The following is a 17,585-nucleotide window of genomic DNA, read 5'->3' as shown; positions in this document are numbered from 1 at the left end:
CCATGCGCATTTCCCCGACGCTTTCCGTCTACATCACCCGCCAGTTCGTCTTCTGGTTCATCGTCATCCTGGGCGGCATGCTGGCGCTCGTCTGGCTGCTGGACACGGTGGAGCTGTTGCGCCGTGCCGCGGCCAAGACCGACGCCACCTTCCAGATCGTGCTGGGCATGGCCGTGCTGAAGCTGCCGGAGATCGGGCAGCAGATCTTCCCCTTCGGCGTGCTGTTCGGCGCCATGTACACCTTCTTCCGCATGACCCGCAGCGCCGAGCTGGTGGTGGTGCGCGCCGCCGGCATCTCCGTCTGGCAGTTCATGACGCCGGTGCTGCTGACGGCGCTGCTGGCCGGGGTCCTCAACATCACCCTGCTCAGCCCCGTCTTCGCCACCATGCTGACCCGGTATGAGCAGCTGGAAAGCCGTTACTTGCGCGGCCAGCAGAGTTCGCTGGACGTGGCGCGGTCCGGCGTGTGGCTGCGCCAGGTGCAGGAGGGGGAGAACGGCAACTACCTGATCCATGCGGAATCGGTGGGACCGGGCAAGCCCGTGAACCTGCGCACGGTCACCATCCTGCTGTTCGGCGCCGACAACGACCATGTCCCCATCGGCCGGCTGGATTCCGAGACGGCCGAGTTGCAGAAGGGCCAATGGGTGCTGCGCAACGCCTGGCTGAACCGCCCGGGCCGGCCGACCCAGCATGTGGACGTGACGGCGCTGCCCACCGACCTGACCGAGGCGCGCATCCAGGAAAGTTTCGCCCAGCCGGACACCCTGTCGTTCTGGGAACTGCCGGGCTTCATCCAGACGCTGGAGCAGACGGGCCTGTCGTCCGTGCGCCACCGCATGTACTACGAGTCGTTGCTGGCGGTGCCGGCGTTCTTCTGCGCCATGGTCTTCCTGGCCGGAACCTTCTCGCTGCGCCATGCGCGGCGGGGCGGCACCTTGCAGATGCTGGGCACCGGCCTGGTGACCGCGCTGGTGCTGTTCGTCAGCCAGAACATCATCCTGGCGCTAGGGCGTAGCGGTGTTTTGCCCGTGTTCCTGGCGGCCTGGGCACCGGCCGGCATCTGTCTCATGCTGGGGGCCGCGGCCCTGCTGCATCTGGAGGACGGCTGAGCGGCCGGCCCGATCCGGATTTGCCATCCCGGCCCGGCGCCCCGTTTGCCTTCGCATTCCCTTGGCACTATAACGTTCGTTCCTCGCTTTCTCGGTAAGGTCAGATGATCCAGTTCTCCCGCCGTTCCGCTGCCGCGTTTGCTTTTGGCCTGACCTTGACCACCTGCCTGGCGGCGCCCGCGTGGGCGCAGTTGGCCGGCCCCCGGACGGTGGCCGCCGGCGGCGGCGCCACGCTGCCGGGGCCCCGGGTGTCGTCGGTGGCCGAGCCGGAGGAGCGGATCGTGGCCGTCGTGAATGACGAGGCCATCTCCCAGACCGACCTCAGCGGCCGCATGCGCCTGGCCATCATCAACACCGGCCTGCCGGACACGCCCGACGTCAGCCAGAAGCTGAAGCCCCAGGTGCTGCGCCTGCTGATTGATGAGAAGCTGGAACTGCAGGAAGCGCAGAAGAACAACCTAGTCGTGACGGATGAGGAAGTGGACCGCGAGTTCGGCCGCCTGGCCAAGCAGAACAAGGCGTCCACGCCGGAAGAGTTCGCCGCCACGCTGGAGCGCAGCGGCGTTCCCGTTTCCTCCCTGAAGGAGCAGATGCGCGCCTCCATCGCGTGGAGCAAGGTGGTGCAGCGCCGCATCCGCCCCACCATCCAGGTGAGCGATGAGGAGATCGACAGCCGCACCCAGCGCATCATCGCCAATGCGGGCAAGCCGGAATACCTGCTGACGGAAATCTTCATCGCCGTCGACAACCCCAAGGCGGACCAGGAGTCACACCAGCTGGCTGACAAGCTGGTGGGCGAAATCACCCATGGCGCCAACTTCGCCGCCGTGGCCCAGCAGTTCTCGCAGAGCGCCACGGCCGCCGCTGGCGGCGACATGGGCTGGGTGCAGCAAGGCCAGTTGGAGCCGGCGCTGGATCATGCGTTGCAGCGCCTGCCCACGGGCCAGGTGTCGGTGGCGCTGCGTGGCGCCGGTGGCTACTACATCTTCCTGGTGCGCGATGAACGCGTGGTGACGGCCGGCGATCCCAATGACATCCAGGTGGCGGTGGGGCAGGTGGTGGTCCCCGTTCCCCCCGGCAGCGACCCCCAGGCCCTTGGCCAGCAAATCAAGAAGATCGGCGACAGCGCCCATAGCTGTGAGGCGCTGGCCGCCGCCGCCAAGGCCAACCTGCCGGGTGCCGCCACGCGTGCGCAGGGCATGACCCGCCTGGGCGACATCCCCGGCGACGTGGCCAAGCTGATCGGCCGCCTGGGTGTTGGCCAGGCCACCGATCCGCTGGAAACCCAGGCCGGCCTGATGCTGCTGATGGTCTGTGACCGCAAGGTTCCGGAGGGCAGCGCGCCCGGCCGCGACCAGATCGCCAACATGATCGGTGGCGAACGCATGGACATGCTGCAGCGCCGTCAGCTGCGCGACCTGCGTCGGTCCGCCACCATCGACATCCGCAGTTGAGGACAGGGGGCGGCCAGCCCCCTGTTTGCGCCATGACCGCCCCGTCGTCGCCCCAGTGCCCGCTCCCTCCCTTGGCCCTGACCATGGGGGAACCGGCGGGAATCGGCGGGGAGATCGCGTTGATGGCCTGGCGCCTGCGGCATGAGCGGGGGCTGGCCCCTTTCTTCCTGATCGATAGTCCCGAGCGGTTGGCCGCGCTGGCCGCCGCCATAGGCCTGTCCGTTCCCGTGGTTGAAATAGCGGAGCCGGCGGAGGCCGCCGGGGTGTTCGATCACGCCTTGCCGGTGCTGCGCCAGGATCTGGCCGCCCCGGTGGTGGCCGGCCGGCCGGATCCGGCCAATGGTGCCGCCGTCATCGCCAGCATCGACCGGGCCGTGGCCCTGGTGCGGGGGGGGCAAGCGGCGGCGGTCGTCACCAACCCCATCCAGAAAAGCAGCCTCTACGCCGCCGGCTTCCGCCATCCGCGGCCACACCGAATATCTGGCCCATCTGGCGGGGCTGACGGATGAGCCCATCATGCTGCTGGAGGGCGGGGGGCTGCGGGTGGCGCTGGTCACCATCCATGTGGCGCTGAAGGACGTGGCGGCGAAGCTGACGCGTGAGGCCCTGCTGCACACCGCGCGGGTGACCTACCAGGCCTTGCGCCGCGACTTCGGCATCGCCCAGCCCCGGCTGGCCGTGGCCGCCCTGAACCCGCACGCGGGCGAGGGCGGCGCCATGGGGCTGGAGGAGATCGAGATCATCGCCCCCGCCGTGGCGACGCTGCGGGAGGAGGGCATGGCGGTGTCGGGTCCGTTGCCGGCCGATACCCTGTTCCATGCCGGCGCCCGGGCGACCTACGACGCCGTTATCTGCCAATACCATGACCAGGGCCTGATTCCGCTGAAGACCCTGGATTTCGACACCGGCGTCAACATCACGCTGGGCCTGCCCTTCATCCGGACCTCGCCCGACCACGGCACCGCCCTGTCGCTGGCCGGCACGGGCAAGGCCAGCCCGTCCAGCCTGGTGGCGGCCATCCTCTCGGCCGAGCGCTTGGCTCGGCAACGTGCCGCCTCTGCCTGACCCTGTTCTCCTTTAGCGATTCCCCATGACCGATCTTTCCCATCTGCCGCCGTTGCGCGACGTCATCGCCCGTTTCGACCTGGGTGCCCGCAAGGCGCTGGGCCAGCACTTCCTGCTGGACCTGAACCTGACGGCGCGCGTCGCCGCCGTTGCGGGTGACCTCAGCGGGGTGACGGTGGTCGAGGTCGGCCCCGGCCCGGGCGGCCTGACCCGCGCGCTGGTGGAAAGCGATGCCAAGGCGGTGGTGGCGGTGGAGCGCGACAGCCGTTTCGTCGCCGCCCTGGCCGATGTGGTCGAGGCCGCCGCCGGGCGGCTGTCCATCGTGGAGGCCGACGCCCTGGCCGTGGACATGACCACGCTGGCCCCGGCGCCGCGCGCCATTGTCGCCAACCTGCCCTACAACGTGGGCACGCCCATGCTGATCGGCTGGCTGAAGCAGATCCAGGAGTTCCGCAGCCTGACGCTGATGTTCCAGAAAGAGGTGGTGGAACGCATCGTCGCCAAGCCGCGCACCAAGGATTACGGCCGCCTGGCGGTGATGAGCCAGTGGGTGGCCGATGCCAAGCTGGTGTTCGATATCCCGCCGCAGGCGTTCTCACCCCCGCCCAAGGTGGTGTCGTCGGTGGTGCACATCACCCCGCGCGTCATGCCCGCCGATGCGCCCGCCTTCGCCGATATGGAACGGGTGGTGGCCGCATCCTTCAACCAGCGCCGCAAGATGCTGCGCGCCGGTCTGAAGGGCCTGGTGCCGCAGCCGGAACCGCTGCTGGCGGCGGCGGGCATCGATCCCACCTGGCGGGCGGAAGAGGTGGATGTGGCGGGCTTCGTCCGCCTGACCCACGCCTGGCGGGCGCAAAAGGACGCGTGACCGGCGCCACCTTAAGGGGTGCCACCGGCGGTTGCCCCGGCCGCCGCAGTGTCCTTGATCACAATCGGCTCATGCGTGGCGCGGTTGGCACGCATGCCCGGCGAAATCCGGCTTTATGACGACCGTCACTCCGTACAACCCCCGCGTTTCGTTACCTTCCGCTACGGGACGACGCTGAATATCGGGGGCCAAGATCATGAGCCATAAGATCAATCACTGGGTGAAACGCTTCCTGCCCACCATGGGCGTGTTGCTGCCCATCGCCGCGTGCACGGGCGTGCCGGACCATGACTATGTCCAGGTCGCCGATGAGAACCCGGCCTTTTCCAGCTGCAGCCAGTCGGCTTTCGACCTTTATCCCGGTAGCGATCAGGGCACCTTGCGCGCTGACCATCTGAACGCCTGCCTGGCTGGCCGTGAGATGGTGGCCAGTGACAGCCTGGCGGTCGCCCGCATCCACAGCTTCTGAACGACGCCCTTTCACTGAGGCCGCTCACCCGGGCGTCGTTCCCCGCCCAAATCATTGCATTTCTCCCAAGAATCCTGATTGATTTGCGTCACGGATGTTCGGCCGTGACGGAGGGGGCATGACCCTGAGCGAAATGCCGGAGACGGCGACAAGGCCTTCGGCCTGGGCCCGGCTGTTGCAAGGCCGGTCGTCCGGCACCATTTCCCTGGCCATTGGCCTGCTCAGCATCGCGTCCGTGCTGTGCCTGCGTTATCCGGCCTGGCTGACCACGCCGGACCTGCGTCCCCACTACAACATGGACTTGCTGCGCCTTGTCCTGGCCCTGGCCATGGGGGTGGGCGCCACGTTCGGCCTGGCGGCCGTGGTGCTGGACCGCCGCCGCCGGCAGGGCGCCCTGGGCCTGTGCGGCGTGCTGCTGGCCATGCTGCTGGGCGGGCCCTATGTGCCGTATGAGGATTTCGACCAGGCGCGCACCTGGGTGGGGCTGGACTGGTTCGTCCTGGACCTGTTCTTCACCGGCTGCACCTTCATCCTGCTGGAACGCATCCTGCCCCGCGTGGCGCCGGACCAGCCCGTCCTGCGCGACGGCTGGCAGCTGGATTTGGGCTATTTCGCCGTCAACCACCTGCTGATCGGCGCCTTCCTGCTGATCTCCAACCACTTCGCCCACGATGTCTTCGGCTGGGCCATCAACGGCTGGCTGCAGGCCCAGGTGGAGGCGCTGCCGGGTGTGGTGCGTTTCCTGCTGGTCATCCTGGCGGCCGATGCCGTCGAATACGCCAGCCATCGCGCCTATCATGAGGTGCCGTGGCTGTGGCGCCTGCACGCCGTCCACCATTCGCCCCAGCACATGGACTGGCTGTCCGGCTCGCGCCTGCATGTGCTGGAGGTGCTGTTCACCCGCTCGCTGATCCTGCTGCCGATCTTCCTGCTGGGTTTCCCGCAGGACACGGTATTCGCCTACATCATCTTCGTGTCGGTGCAGGGCGTGCTGATCCATTCCAACATCGCCATGGATCTGGGCTGGCTGCGCTACGTCATCGTGACGCCGCAGTTCCACCATTGGCACCATGCCTCTGATGAAGAGGCGCTGGACCGCAACTACTGCGCCCACACGCCCCTGTGGGACCTGGTGTTCCGCACCTATCACCAGCCCAAGGACCGCTGGCCCCAGCACTACGGCACGGTGAAGCCCATCCCCGGTGGTTTCTTCCGCCAACTGCTGTACCCGCTCAGCGGTCCCGTGGAACTGCTGACGGGCAAGCGGGAGGGGTAGGGGCGTCGCAGCAATAAGTTTGGGGATAATGGATTGGCTATGATGACATCGCAGGTGATGTTATATTTGTTTGATGATGAGAGTGGTGCTCGATACCGACGTGGTGGTCGCTTCATTGAGAAGCCCTCTCGGGGGTTCCGCCGCGCTGATGTTGGCGGTGGACCAGGGGCGTCTTGGCGTTCTGGTCACCGTTCCCTTGTTCATTGAGTATGAGGCGGTGTGCCGGCGACCGGAACACCGATTGGCCGCCGGATTGACGGAAGAGGACCTCAGCGTCTTCTTCAATCGTCTCGTTGATCTGGCGGAGCCGGTTGAGACTTGGTTCTTATGGCGCCCGCAATTGCGGGATCCAGGGGATGAACTGGTATTGGAGGCTGCGGTCAATGGGCGCGCCGATGCTTTGGTGACGTTCAATCGGCGCCATTTCCTTCCAGGTATGGACCGTTTCGGTATTCCCGTGTTGCTTCCCGGGGAACTGCTGACAAGGATGCGATCATGAGCACCAAGACATCGACCTATCCGTTGCGGCTGCCCGTTTCCATCAAGGCCGAGGCGGAACGTCTCGCCGCTGAAGACGGCACGAGCCTCAATCAGTTCGTCGCGACCGCCGTCGCGGAAAAGTTGGCGGCCTTACGGACTGCGGCGTTTTTTGATGAGCGGCGTGGCAAAGGGGATGGCGACGCGTTCCGGCGGCTGCTGACCCGCGACGGTGGGCAGGCGCCTGGGGCAGGGGACGAACGCCCTCAGGATTGACGGGGCGGCGCCCGTCAGTCCGCCAGTTCCAGGATCACCGGCGTGTGGTCCGACGCCTTTTCCTGGCCGCGCGGCCCCTTGTCGATGCTGCAACCGGCCAGGCGGTCGGCCGCTTGCGGGGACAGCAGGAAGTGGTCGATGCGCAGGCCCATGTCGCGGGGCCAGGCGCCGGCCTGATAGTCCCAGAAGCTGTAGGCGCGCTCGGCATCGGGGTGGACGGCGCGGAAGGCCTCCGTCAGGCCCAAATGGGTGATCTCGCGGAACTTGGCGCGGGTCTCGGGGCGGAACAGGGCGTCGGTCATCCAGGCGGCGGGGTCGTAGACATCGCGCGCCTCGGGGATGACGTTGTAGTCGCCGCCCAGCACGAACGGCACCTGCTGCGCCAGCAGGTCGGCGGCATGGGCCTTCAGCCGGTCCATCCAGCGCAGCTTATAGGGATATTTCTCCGTGCCCACCGGGTTGCCGTTGGGCAGGTACAGGCTGGCGATGCGCACGCCGGCCACGGTCGCCTCGACATAGCGGGACTGTTCGTCCTCATCCTCGCCGGGCAGGCGGGTGATGACGTCCCGGGGTTCCTCACGCGACAGCAGGGCGACGCCGTTATAGGCCTTCTGCCCCACCACGGCGCAGTGATAGCCCATATCCTGGAAGGCCTGCAGCGGGAAGGCCGCCGTCTCGCACTTGATCTCCTGGAACAGCACGACGTCCGGCTTGGCGCTGTCCAGCCACCCGGTCACGTTGGCCAGGCGGGCTTTGACCGAGTTCACGTTCCAGGTGGCGATGCGCATGGGGAAGCTCTCTTAAGGCGGATTTGTCCGCACCTTAGAGCCTCGCCCGGGCCAAGGCGAGAAGTCTCCGTAATCAGCGGCATACCGATGCCGCTGTAGGACGCGACTGCGTCCGGCGGAAGTTTCCGGGGAGCGTAGCGGACTGGAAACTGAGGAAGCCTAGCCCGCGGATGCGGGCGCCCGGCGTCTGAGGGAAAACTTAAAGGGAAAAACTCTGCCCGCAGCCGCAGGAGGAACCGGCATTGGGGTTGTTGACCTTGAAGTACGACCCGGCCAGTTCCTCGACGAAATCGACCTCGGCGCCGGCCAGCAGGTCCAGCGAGGTGTCGTCCACCACCAGCCGGGCGCCATCGCGCTCGAACACGTGGTCCTCATCCGTGGTGGCGGCATCGAAGCTGAAGCCGTACTGGAAACCGGAGCAGCCGCCGCCCGACACCGATAGGCGCATCATGTATTGGGGCCCGCCCTCCATCTCCGCCAGCTTGCGCACACGCTTGGCGGCGCTGGCGCTGAGGCTCATGGCCCGGGGCGGGGCTCCGACGGGGGCGAGTTCGGTCACGGCGATGTCGGTCATCGACAGGTCTTTCCGGTTGCGGGATGGCGGCCCCGCTGCCCCGTACGCTTGAAAAGGCGACTGGACAGGGGCCACGTTCCTCTGTAACGCCCATATTATGTAGGCGCTCCCAATGGTTCCGTCAAAGGACCATGAACCGTTTGGTGCCCGCACGGGCATGGCATGAGGTATGCGGTGATGATGAACTGGAACCGCCTGTTGTCGCGCAAACGCCTGGCCAAGACCACGGCCGACCCGGAGTTGCCGCACCGCAGCGCCTATGAGATCGACATCGACCGCATCACCTTCACCACCAGCTTCCGCCGGCTGGCGGATAAGCAGCAGGTGCACGGCATCGCCGGGTCGGATTACGTCCGGTCCCGCCTGACCCATTCCATGGAGGCGGCACGGGTCGGCCGCTCGCTGGGCATGTGGGTGGGGCCGGCCATCCTGGCCAGCGCCGGGTATGAGATCAACGCCACGCCGGGCGACATCGGCAACGTGGTGGCCGCGGCCTCGCTGGCGCACGATGTCGGCACGCCCTGCTTCGCCCATACGGGCGAGGACATCATCTCCGACTGGTTCGCCACCAGCGCCATCGGCCAGCGCATCCGCGACGGCCTGGATGAGGTGCAGCAGGCCGAACTGTGCAAGTTCGAAGCGAACGCCCAGGGGTTCCGCGTGCTGACCCGATTGCAGGGCTGGCGCGGCGTGGGCGGCCTGCAACTGACGGCCGCCACCCTGGCCGCCGGTGCCAAGTACCCCTGGGGGGTGGAGGTGCCGGGTGGCGACCTCAAGCGCCCGCACAAGCGCAAGTACGGCTTCTTCGCCAGCGAACAGGACGTGTTCGCCGAGGTGGCGGCCGAGGCCGGCCTGGTGGAGAAGGGCCCGGGTGCCTGGTGCCGCCACCCGCTGGCCTACCTGGTGGAAGCGGCGGACGACGCCTGCTACCACGTCGTGGACATCGAGGACGCGGCCAAGATGCGCATGCTGAGTTTCGAGCATGCGGAGGATCTGCTGCTGGCCTTCTTCCGCGATGACACATCCAAGGATTGGGCCGCCGACTACAAGACCCTGGAGGATGAGGACCGCAAGCTGATCTTCCTGCGTGCCCAGGCCATCGACCGGCTGGTGCGCGACGCGGCCGAAATCTTCCTGGAGCGCCTGCCCGACCTGATGGCCGGGGAGTTCTGCAAGCCGCTGCTGACCCTGTCGGCCCGGGCGCCCGCCCTGCGCAAAATCGAGCAGGTGAGCCACGAGCGCATCTACCGTGGCCATCAGCGCTGCGAGACCGACATCATCGCCGCCCGCACCATCACCACCCTGCTGGACGCTTACGGCGAGGCACTGCTGGATCGTGAGGCGCTGGGCCCGCATACCAAGCTGCCCCGCCGCTGGGCCTCGCTGCTGGAGACGGTGCCGGAGTCGCGGCAGCTGCCCTACGACCGTGCCGGCTGGGTGCAGGGCCTGCTGGACTACGTCGCCGGCATGACCGACCGCTTCGCCATTCGTCAGGCGCAGCTGATCGCGGGGTAGGGCGTGGCTTCGTGTCCCGTTTGTGCTACCTAGGAGGGATATTCCTGGAACATTGGCACATAAGAGGATTGGATGCGGGGCAAGATCATTGGATATGACGACAGGACATTTACCGGCGCGATAACAGGGCATGACGGGCGGCGATACGACTTCACCCCGTGATGCTTGGCGAAGTGAGAAGCCGCCCGGGACCGGCGCTGAAGTGGATTTTGTCGCCGATGAGGATAGGGCGCGGGATATTTATCTCTTGGCGTTGCAGCGGGCGCCGTTCACGTGGCCTTGGTTCTTATTGTCCCTGAACGGGCGGGTTTCCCGTCGAGAGTTCTGGCTGAAATATCAGGTCCCGCTATTCATCCTCTATGTCTTCGTCGCCGGCTGGTTTTTCTCAAGCATAGACTTCGGCGCGATTGCCCAGGGCGCTGATCCGCATGCCAGTCCGGGCGCCGTATTGGCGATGACGGTTTTCAGCCTGCTCACCTTCTGGCCGGGATTCGCCGTGCAGGTGAAACGCTGTCACGACCGTGACCATAGCGCCTGGTTCCTTCTGGTGGCGCTGATTCCCTTTATCGGGGGGATTTGGCTGCTTGTGGAGCTTTGGTTCCTGCGGGGCACGGTGGGCGACAATCGATTTGGGGCCGATCCTCTCGCGTGAAAGGCCCCAGGGGCGATCGGTTGCGGATTGACATGAAATGGGGGGCGGGGTTTGGTGGACGCACCCCTCAAACTCCGTCCGTGACCTAAGCGGTTGGAACCTTGTATGGTGCCCCGCCGCCGGTCACCATGATCCGGCGAACGCTGTTCTTTTGGATTTTGCCGGTTTGATCACCATGAACGTCTACAAGGATTTCGAAGCCCTGGTTCGCGGCGCCCTGGCGGCCCTGGCGGCCGAGGGGGGCATTCCCGCCGGGCTGGACCTCTCCCGCGTGACGGTGGAGCCGCCGCGCGAGGCGTCGCATGGCGATATCTCCACCAATGCCGCCATGGTGCTGGCCAAGCCGGCGGGCAAGCCGCCGCGCGCCATCGCCGACGCGCTGGTCCCGCACCTGCGGGCCCTGCCGGATGTGATCGAGGTCAGTGTCGCCGGCCCCGGCTTTGTCAACCTGCGCCTGGCGCCGGCCTTCTGGCGCGCCCGCATGACCGACATCCTGACGGCCGGCGTGGCCTTCGGCGCCAGCACGCGCGGCCAGGGCGTCCACGTCAACGTGGAGTACGTCTCCGCCAACCCCACTGGGCCGCTGCACGCCGCCCATGCGCGCGGCGCCGTGGTGGGTGACGCCCTGTCCGCCCTGCTGGAAAAGGCGGGCTACAGCGTCACGCGCGAATATTACATCAACGATGCCGGCGCCCAGGTCGACGTGCTGGCGCGCTCCACCCACCTGCGTTACCGCGAGGCCTTGGGTGAGGCGGGCATCGAGATCCCGGCCGGCATGTACCCGGGCGAATATTTGAAGGACGTGGGCCAGGCCCTGGCCGCCCGCGACGGCGCCAAGTGGCGTGATCTGGATGAGGCCGAATGGCTGGCCCCGGTGCGCGCCTTCGCCATCGACCAGATGATGACGGGCATCAAGGAGGATCTGGCCTCCCTGAACATCCACCACGACCTGTTCAGTTCCGAGCGCGCGCTGGTGGACAACGGCGCCGTCGACCATGCCTTCAAGGCCCTGGAGGATGCCGGCCTGATCTATGTCGGCGTGCTGGAGCCGCCCAAGGGCAAGAAGCCGGATGATTGGGAGCCGCGGCCCCAGACCCTGTTCAAGGCGACGCAGTTCGGCGATGACGTCGACCGCCCGCTGAAGAAGTCCGACGGGTCCTGGACCTATTTCGCCAACGACATCGCCTATCACTACGACAAGTACCGGCGCGGCTGCCCGGTGCTGATCGACGTGTGGGGTGCCGATCACGGCGGTTATGTGAAACGCATGGCGGCGGCAACCAAGGCCATTTCCGACGGTAAGGCCGAGCTGGACGTGAAGCTGTGCCAGCTGGTCCACCTGCTGCAGAATGGCGAGCCGGTGAAGATGTCCAAGCGGGCGGGTACCTTCGTCACCCTGCGCGACGTCATGGACGCGGTCGGCCGCGACGTGGTCCGCTTCATCATGCTGACCCGCCGCAACGACCAGACGCTGGAATTCGACTACGCCAAGGTGACGGAACAGTCCAAGGACAACCCCGTCTTCTACGTGCAGTACGCCCACGCCCGCTGCCGCTCCGTCCTGCGCCAGGCCGCCAGCCTGCACGCCGATTGGGACCTGAAGCCGGCGACCCTGTCGGCCGTGTCCTTCGATGGCCTGTCGTCCACGGCCGAGGTCGATCTCATCCGCCTGATGCTGAACTGGCCGCGCACGGTTGAGTCGGCGGCCGAGGCGCATGAGCCGCACCGCATCGCCTATTATCTGCAGGAACTGGCCGCCGCCTTCCACGGCTTCTGGAACCAGGGCAAGGACGATGCCACCCTGCGCTTCATCATCGAGGGTGACGAGGCCGTCACCCGGGCCCGCCTGGCCCTGGTGACGGCGGTGTCCCTGGTCATCGCGTCCGGCCTCGCCATCATGGGCGTGGTCCCGGCCGAGGAGTTGCGCTGATCCATGAGTGACATGCACGACCATCACGGCGATCCCGACTACGACTACGATCCCGGTTACGACTGGCAGGGCCGGCGGCGCCCGCCGGCACCCCGCCGGCGCGGGCTGCTGAGCCTGGCCGTGGTCGTGGCCGCCGTGGGGTCGTTCGGCGGGCTGATCTACTTCGTCTACACCCAGGGCCAGCGGGCGGGGACGGAGGCTGTGGCCCCCGTCATCCATGCCGACCCGGGCCCGACGAAGGTGAAGCCGGACCAGCCGGGCGGGATGGAAGTGCCCAACCAGGATCGCCTGATCTATGACCGCCTGCGGGGCGACGGCAAGACGGACCCGGGCGTGGAACGCCTGCTGCCGCCGCCGGAGGTGCCGATGGAACGGCCCAAGGCCTCGCCGCCGCCGGTCAGCCAGCCGGTGACCCCGGAGCCGCAGCAGCCGGCGGCTACGGCGCCGGCACCTGTATCGACACAGGCTGCCCCCACCGTGCTGCCGCCCACCGTTGGCAAGGCGGCCCCGGTTCAGGCGCCGCCCGCACCGTCGTCGCCGACCCCGCCGCCGGCGACCACCGCGCAGCCACCGGCCGGCGCGCCCACCCAGCTGGTGCCGCAGCAGCCCAAACCCGTGCCGGCGCCCGTGGCCGCGGCGCCCAAGCCGGTGGAAAAGCCCGCGGTCGCCGCACCGGTCGAAAAGCCCTTGCCGCCGCCCCCGGTGGCGGCCGGCACCGGTTCGGTGAAGCTGCAGTTCGCCTCCATCCCGTCCGAGGCGCAGGCGCAGGAGGAATTGCAGCGCATCCAGCGCAAGCACGCGGCGGCCTTGGGTGGCCTGTCCCTGCGGTTGGTGAAGGCCGACCTGGGCGCTAAGGGCATCTATTACCGCGTGCAGGCGGGGCCCGTGGACGAGGCCCAGGCCAAGCGCATCTGCGAGGCGGTGAAGGCGGCCAAGGACGGCTGCATCCCCGTGCATTGACGGCGGCGGCCCCATGACCATTCTCCAAACGCCGGTCGCGACCCCACCGGCCGCTGTCATCTTCGGCTGCACCGGGCCGGTGCTGACGGATGCTGAGCGTGCCCTGTTCGCCAAGGCCGGTCCGCTGGGCTTCATCCTGTTCCGGCGCAATTGCCAGACGCCGGAACAGGTGGCGACCCTGACCGCCGCCCTGCGCGACAGCGTCGGCCGCCCCGACGCCCCCATCCTGATCGACCAGGAAGGCGGGCGGGTGGCGCGCCTGCGCCCGCCGCACTGGCCGTCATTGCCGCCGGCGGGCCGCGTGGGTGCCGTGGCGGACGATGAATTGGCGGCGGAGGCGGCCTGGCTGCACGGCCGCCTGCTGGCCGCGATGCTGGCGCCCCTGGGCATTGATGTGGATTGCGCCCCGGTGGCCGACGTGCCGCAGTCGGGCGCCCACGACGTCATCGGTGACCGCGCCTTCGCGCTGGACCCATCCCGCGTCGCCCGGTTGGCGGGGGCGCAGGCGGAAGGCTTGCTTGCTGGCGGCGTGCTGCCGGTGGTCAAGCACATCCCCGGCCATGGCCGCGCGGGCGCCGACAGCCATAAGGAACTGCCGCGCGTCACGGCTGACCTGGATACCCTGGCGGCGGTGGATTTCCCGCCCTTCCAGGAGCTTGCCGGCCTGCCGCTGGCCATGGTGGCCCACGTGCTCTACACCGCCGTGGACGCCGACCGCCCGTCCAGCGTGTCGCCTGTGGTGATCGCGGAGATCATCCGTGGCCGCATCGGCTTCGACGGCCTGCTGATCAGCGATGATCTGGAGATGGAGGCGCTGTCCGGCACTGTGCCGGAACGCGCCGCCGCCACGCTGGCCGCCGGCTGCGATGTCGCCCTGCACTGCAACGGCACGGTGGCGGAGATGGCGGCGGTCGCGGCCGTGGTGCCCCACCTGACGCCGGAAAGCCAGGCACGCTGGGCGCGGGCCTTGAACCGCCGCCCCGCCGCGACGACCTTACCGGACGCGGCCACCGTCGCCGCCTGGCGCGCCCGCCTTATCGACCTTGTCGGCAACTGGGATTGACCCCTTTGGATACCGCGACTTTTCAGGAACTGGTCGTCAACCTGTCCGTCATGGCGCTGCCCATGGTGATCGCCATCACCCTGCATGAGGCGGCGCACGGCTGGATGGCCATGAAGCTGGGCGATAAGACCGCCTATTACCAGGGCCGTGTCACCTTCAACCCGGCCAAGCACATCGACCCGTTCGGCACCATCATCCTGCCGTCGATGATGTTCCTGACCACGGGCGCCATGTTCGGCTGGGCCAAGCCCGTGCCGGTGGACTTCCGCAACCTGAACCGGCCCCGGCGCGACATGATCCTGGTGGCCCTGGCCGGCCCCGGCATCAATATCCTGCTGGCCATCCTGTGCGCCCTGCTGCTCTACACCGTGGAATACGTGCCGCAGGACGGGCGGGAATGGGTGGGCCGGAACCTGATGACCGGCATCCAGATCAACCTGTTCCTGGCCGTGTTCAACCTGCTGCCCATCCCGCCGCTGGACGGCGGGCGGGTGGTGACCGGCCTGCTGCCCCCGCGTCTGGGCCAGCGCTTCGCGGCGCTGGAGGACAAGGGCATCATGATCATGCTGACATTCTTCTTCCTGTTGCCTTACCTTTTCGACCATATGGGATTGAGCGCTCTCAACCCCCTGCGCTGGGTGGTGGGCGTACCGGTGGCCTTCCTCTATGACATCATCACCAGGCTGACGGGATTGAACTGATGGCCGAGGGCCAAGCGGCAGCGGAGGGGGAGTGGGAGGCCGCCGAGGTTGGCGAGGACGAGCCCGCCCTGCTGGTCGATCTGGGGGAGTTCGAGGGCCCCATCGACCTGCTGCTGACCCTGGCGCGCGACCAGAAGGTCGACCTGACCCGCATCTCCATCCTGGCCCTGGCCGAGCAGTACCTGAAATTCATCAATGAGGCGCGCCGCCTGCGGTTGGAGGTGGCGGCCGATTACCTGGTGACCGCCGCGTGGCTGGCTTACCTGAAGTCGCGCCTGCTGCTGCCGACGCCGGAGACGGAGGAGCCCAGCGGTGAGGAATTGGCCCAGGCCCTGGCCTTCCAGCTGCAACGGCTGGAGGCCATGCAGAACGCTGCCGCCCGCCTGATGTCCCGGCCACGCCTGGGCCGCGACGTCTTCCCGCGTGGCGCGCCGGAGGACATTCCGGTGTTCGAACGCCGGGTGGCGGAGGTCACGCTGTACGACCTGCTGCGCGCCTATGGCGACATCAAGCGCCGGCAGCAGAAGACGGGGCCGTTGCACCTCCCGCCGGTGGATTTGTTCACCATCGAGGACGCCATCCGCCGGGTGGAGGCCATGCTGGGCCGCCTGCCGGACTGGACGCGGCTGGACCGCTTCCTGCCCCCCGACTGGCGTGGTGGCAGCAGTCGCGAGGACAAGCTGAAGGCGCGTTCCGCCCTGGCCGCGACCTTCGTCGCCACCCTGGAACTGGCCAAGGCCGGCCAGCTGGAGGTGCGGCAGGACAGCGCCTTCGGCCCCCTCTACGTCCGCCGCACCGAAACGCCGCCCACTCCCTCGCTGGCCAAGCCCCCGGAAGACACGCCATGAGTACCGAGACCCTGTCCCCGGAAATGCTGCAGCCGGAACTGGAGGGCTTCGACCGCCACGCCGAACAGCTGCGCCTGGTGGAGGCCGTGCTGTTCGCCTCGGCCGAGCCGGTGGAGGAGGCGGCATTGCAGGCCCGCCTGGGGACCGGGGCCGACGTGCGAGGCCTGCTGGCGGAATTGCAGGCGCACTACAGCCCGCGCGGCGTGCACCTGGTGGCGGCCTCCGGCCGCTGGGCCTTCCGCACCGCGGCCGACCTGGCGCCCCTGTTGCAGCGGGAGACGGAGGTGTCGTCCCGTCTGTCGCGCGCGGCGGTGGAGACGCTGTCCATCATCGCCTATCACCAGCCGGTGACCCGGGCGGAGATCGAAAGCATCCGTGGTGTCGCCACCAGCAAGGGCACGCTGGACATCCTGATGGAAGCCGGCTGGATCAAGCCGGGCCGCCGGCGGGAGACGCCGGGCCGGCCGCTGACCTGGCTGACCACCCCGGCTTTCCTGGATCATTTCGGTTTGGAATCGTTGCGCGACCTGCCGGGCGTGGATGACCTGCGCGCCGCAGGATTGCTGGACGCCCGCCCCGCCGTCACCACCCTGTTCTCGCGCGGCGACGATGCCGCCCTGCCGCGCGCGGTGGAGGACAGCGTCGATGAGTAACATCGGCGGCACGAAATTTTGATTCGTGCCGCTGTAGGCTGCGACTGCAGCCGCCGGAGCGTTTTGGGGAGCGTCAGCGGACTGAAACGCGAGGATCAGCCAAGTCAGCGGATGCTGGCACCCGGGCGATTGAGGGCCGGCATTTGAGCGGTCACGCTCAAATGCCGCGCATATAAAACATCAGGCGTCGTTGGCGATGCAGGCGGTCAGCGCCTCTTTCACCAGGGCGTCCAGTTCCTTGTCGCCGGTCTTCGCCCAGGTCTTCAGCGGCTTTACCAGGTCGGGATGGCCACACAGCGCCGCCGCCTCGAACAGGGGCGCGTAGGCGTCGTCGCCGTTCAGTTCCCGGATGACCAGCGGGCGGGCCTCATCCGGTGCCCGCTGCGCCAGGCCGACCAGGGCCTCGGCCCGGACCGAGCCATCCTCGTCCTTGGTGGCGGCCAGCAGGGCGGCGCGTACCGCCGGGGTGTCGGCATCCGATTGCGCCAGCAGGTAGACGGCCCAGTCCCGGTTGGCTTCATCGCGGTCGGCGCACAGGGCGATGACATCCGCCAAGCGGGGATCGGCCGCCTCCATCTCCTCATCCTCCTCGGCCAGTTCGCGCAACAGGTCGGAGGGGGGAAGGTGGTCTTTCATGCGTGTGATCCTTGAATGTCGGGCGGCCTGATTTCCGCTGTAGTTAGCGCGTGGCCGCCGGCTGGGCAAGGCCCTGGGGGCGCATGGCGCCTTGACCCGATGTGCGCCGGGGTTCCAAATGGCCGCTTCTGCCGGTTGCCTTGGGATCCGCCATGCCCCGCCCATCCGCCCGCCGCTCCGCCTTTCGTTGGGCGGGCCCCGTCTTGGTGCTGGCAGCTGTGGCGGTCGGCGTCTGGGGCATTGCCGGCCGACCAGGGACCACTCCCAG

General features: G+C 67.8%; 18 protein-coding genes and 1 pseudogene. 16 read left to right on the top strand and 3 right to left on the bottom strand.

Going from position 1 to position 17,585, the window contains the following annotated elements; genetic code table 11:
* The first annotated feature begins 2 nt into the window (after nt 1–2).
* The 8 genes and pseudogenes from lptG to PW843_06990 all read left to right on the top strand — a co-directional run bounded on the left by lptG (nt 3) and on the right by PW843_06990 (nt 6,997).
* Entirely contained in the window at nt 3–1,112 is a 1,110-nt protein-coding gene (lptG, locus tag PW843_07025; protein MDE1146364.1) for an LPS export ABC transporter permease LptG, read from the top strand.
* Nucleotides 1,113–1,216: 104 nt separating this feature from the next.
* Entirely contained in the window at nt 1,217–2,566 is a 1,350-nt protein-coding gene (locus PW843_07020) for a peptidylprolyl isomerase (GenBank protein ID MDE1146363.1), read from the top strand.
* 32 nt (nt 2,567–2,598) lie between these two features.
* A pseudogene (pdxA, locus tag PW843_07015) lies at nt 2,599–3,631 on the top strand (4-hydroxythreonine-4-phosphate dehydrogenase PdxA).
* Between the two features lie 25 nt (nt 3,632–3,656).
* Entirely contained in the window at nt 3,657–4,499 is an 843-nt protein-coding gene (gene rsmA, locus PW843_07010) for a 16S rRNA (adenine(1518)-N(6)/adenine(1519)-N(6))-dimethyltransferase RsmA (protein MDE1146362.1), read from the top strand.
* 196 nt (nt 4,500–4,695) lie between these two features.
* Nucleotides 4,696–4,968 (top strand): hypothetical protein, encoded by a 273-nt coding sequence (locus PW843_07005; protein ID MDE1146361.1) that lies wholly within the window; start codon nt 4,696–4,698, stop codon nt 4,966–4,968.
* Between the two features lie 118 nt (nt 4,969–5,086).
* Nucleotides 5,087–6,244 carry a sterol desaturase family protein gene (locus PW843_07000; GenBank protein ID MDE1146360.1) on the top strand — a complete coding sequence of 386 codons (1,158 nt, stop codon included), beginning with the start codon at nt 5,087–5,089 and terminating at the stop codon, nt 6,242–6,244.
* A gap of 76 nt (nt 6,245–6,320) precedes the next feature.
* Nucleotides 6,321–6,743, top strand: a complete 423-nt coding sequence (locus PW843_06995) for a putative toxin-antitoxin system toxin component, PIN family (GenBank protein ID MDE1146359.1) — start codon at nt 6,321–6,323, stop codon at nt 6,741–6,743.
* Nucleotides 6,740–6,997 carry a toxin-antitoxin system HicB family antitoxin gene (locus PW843_06990; GenBank protein ID MDE1146358.1) on the top strand — a complete coding sequence of 86 codons (258 nt, stop codon included), beginning with the start codon at nt 6,740–6,742 and terminating at the stop codon, nt 6,995–6,997. Before PW843_06995 ends, PW843_06990 begins: the two co-directional genes overlap by 4 nt.
* A gap of 14 nt (nt 6,998–7,011) precedes the next feature.
* Here PW843_06990 and xth read toward each other — a convergent pair whose 3' ends face one another.
* Together xth and erpA are read right to left on the bottom strand one after the other, a co-directional pair.
* Nucleotides 7,012–7,785 carry an exodeoxyribonuclease III gene (gene xth / locus PW843_06985; GenBank protein ID MDE1146357.1) on the bottom strand — a complete coding sequence of 258 codons (774 nt, stop codon included), beginning with the start codon at nt 7,783–7,785 and terminating at the stop codon, nt 7,012–7,014.
* 199 nt (nt 7,786–7,984) lie between these two features.
* Nucleotides 7,985–8,359 carry an iron-sulfur cluster insertion protein ErpA gene (gene erpA / locus PW843_06980; GenBank protein MDE1146356.1) on the bottom strand — a complete coding sequence of 125 codons (375 nt, stop codon included), beginning with the start codon at nt 8,357–8,359 and terminating at the stop codon, nt 7,985–7,987.
* Nucleotides 8,360–8,536: 177 nt separating this feature from the next.
* On the opposite strand from erpA, the gene dgt reads away from it, so the two are divergent.
* From dgt to scpB, 8 genes are all read left to right on the top strand, one after another.
* Nucleotides 8,537–9,874 carry a dNTP triphosphohydrolase gene (gene dgt, locus PW843_06975; protein MDE1146355.1) on the top strand — a complete coding sequence of 446 codons (1,338 nt, stop codon included), beginning with the start codon at nt 8,537–8,539 and terminating at the stop codon, nt 9,872–9,874.
* Between the two features lie 130 nt (nt 9,875–10,004).
* Entirely contained in the window at nt 10,005–10,526 is a 522-nt protein-coding gene (locus PW843_06970) for a DUF805 domain-containing protein (GenBank protein MDE1146354.1), read from the top strand.
* 175 nt (nt 10,527–10,701) lie between these two features.
* Nucleotides 10,702–12,456, top strand: coding sequence for an arginine--tRNA ligase (gene argS, locus PW843_06965; GenBank protein ID MDE1146353.1), 1,755 nt, complete (start codon nt 10,702–10,704; stop codon nt 12,454–12,456).
* Between the two features lie 3 nt (nt 12,457–12,459).
* The gene (locus PW843_06960) at nt 12,460–13,416 is read left to right on the top strand and encodes an SPOR domain-containing protein (GenBank protein MDE1146352.1); all 957 of its coding nucleotides are present in this window, start codon (nt 12,460–12,462) and stop codon (nt 13,414–13,416) included.
* Nucleotides 13,417–13,429: 13 nt separating this feature from the next.
* Nucleotides 13,430–14,479 (top strand): beta-N-acetylhexosaminidase, encoded by a 1,050-nt coding sequence (gene nagZ / locus PW843_06955; GenBank protein MDE1146351.1) that lies wholly within the window; start codon nt 13,430–13,432, stop codon nt 14,477–14,479.
* 5 nt (nt 14,480–14,484) lie between these two features.
* Nucleotides 14,485–15,180 carry a site-2 protease family protein gene (locus PW843_06950; GenBank protein ID MDE1146350.1) on the top strand — a complete coding sequence of 232 codons (696 nt, stop codon included), beginning with the start codon at nt 14,485–14,487 and terminating at the stop codon, nt 15,178–15,180.
* Nucleotides 15,180–16,028 carry a ScpA family protein gene (locus tag PW843_06945; GenBank protein MDE1146349.1) on the top strand — a complete coding sequence of 283 codons (849 nt, stop codon included), beginning with the start codon at nt 15,180–15,182 and terminating at the stop codon, nt 16,026–16,028. The genes PW843_06950 and PW843_06945 overlap by 1 nt, the downstream gene beginning before the upstream one ends.
* A gap of 23 nt (nt 16,029–16,051) precedes the next feature.
* Nucleotides 16,052–16,681 carry an SMC-Scp complex subunit ScpB gene (gene scpB / locus PW843_06940; GenBank protein ID MDE1146348.1) on the top strand — a complete coding sequence of 210 codons (630 nt, stop codon included), beginning with the start codon at nt 16,052–16,054 and terminating at the stop codon, nt 16,679–16,681.
* 180 nt (nt 16,682–16,861) lie between these two features.
* On the opposite strand, the gene PW843_06935 is transcribed toward scpB, so the two are convergent.
* A complete protein-coding gene (locus PW843_06935) occupies nt 16,862–17,317 on the bottom strand; it encodes a hypothetical protein (GenBank protein ID MDE1146347.1) in 456 nt (151 codons plus the stop codon).
* Between the last annotated feature and the right edge of the window lie 268 nt (nt 17,318–17,585).

Source organism: Azospirillaceae bacterium (genome assembly GCA_028283825.1).
Lineage (GTDB): Bacteria > Pseudomonadota > Alphaproteobacteria > Azospirillales > Azospirillaceae > Nitrospirillum.
This window is presented reverse-complemented; position numbering and strand designations above follow the sequence as displayed.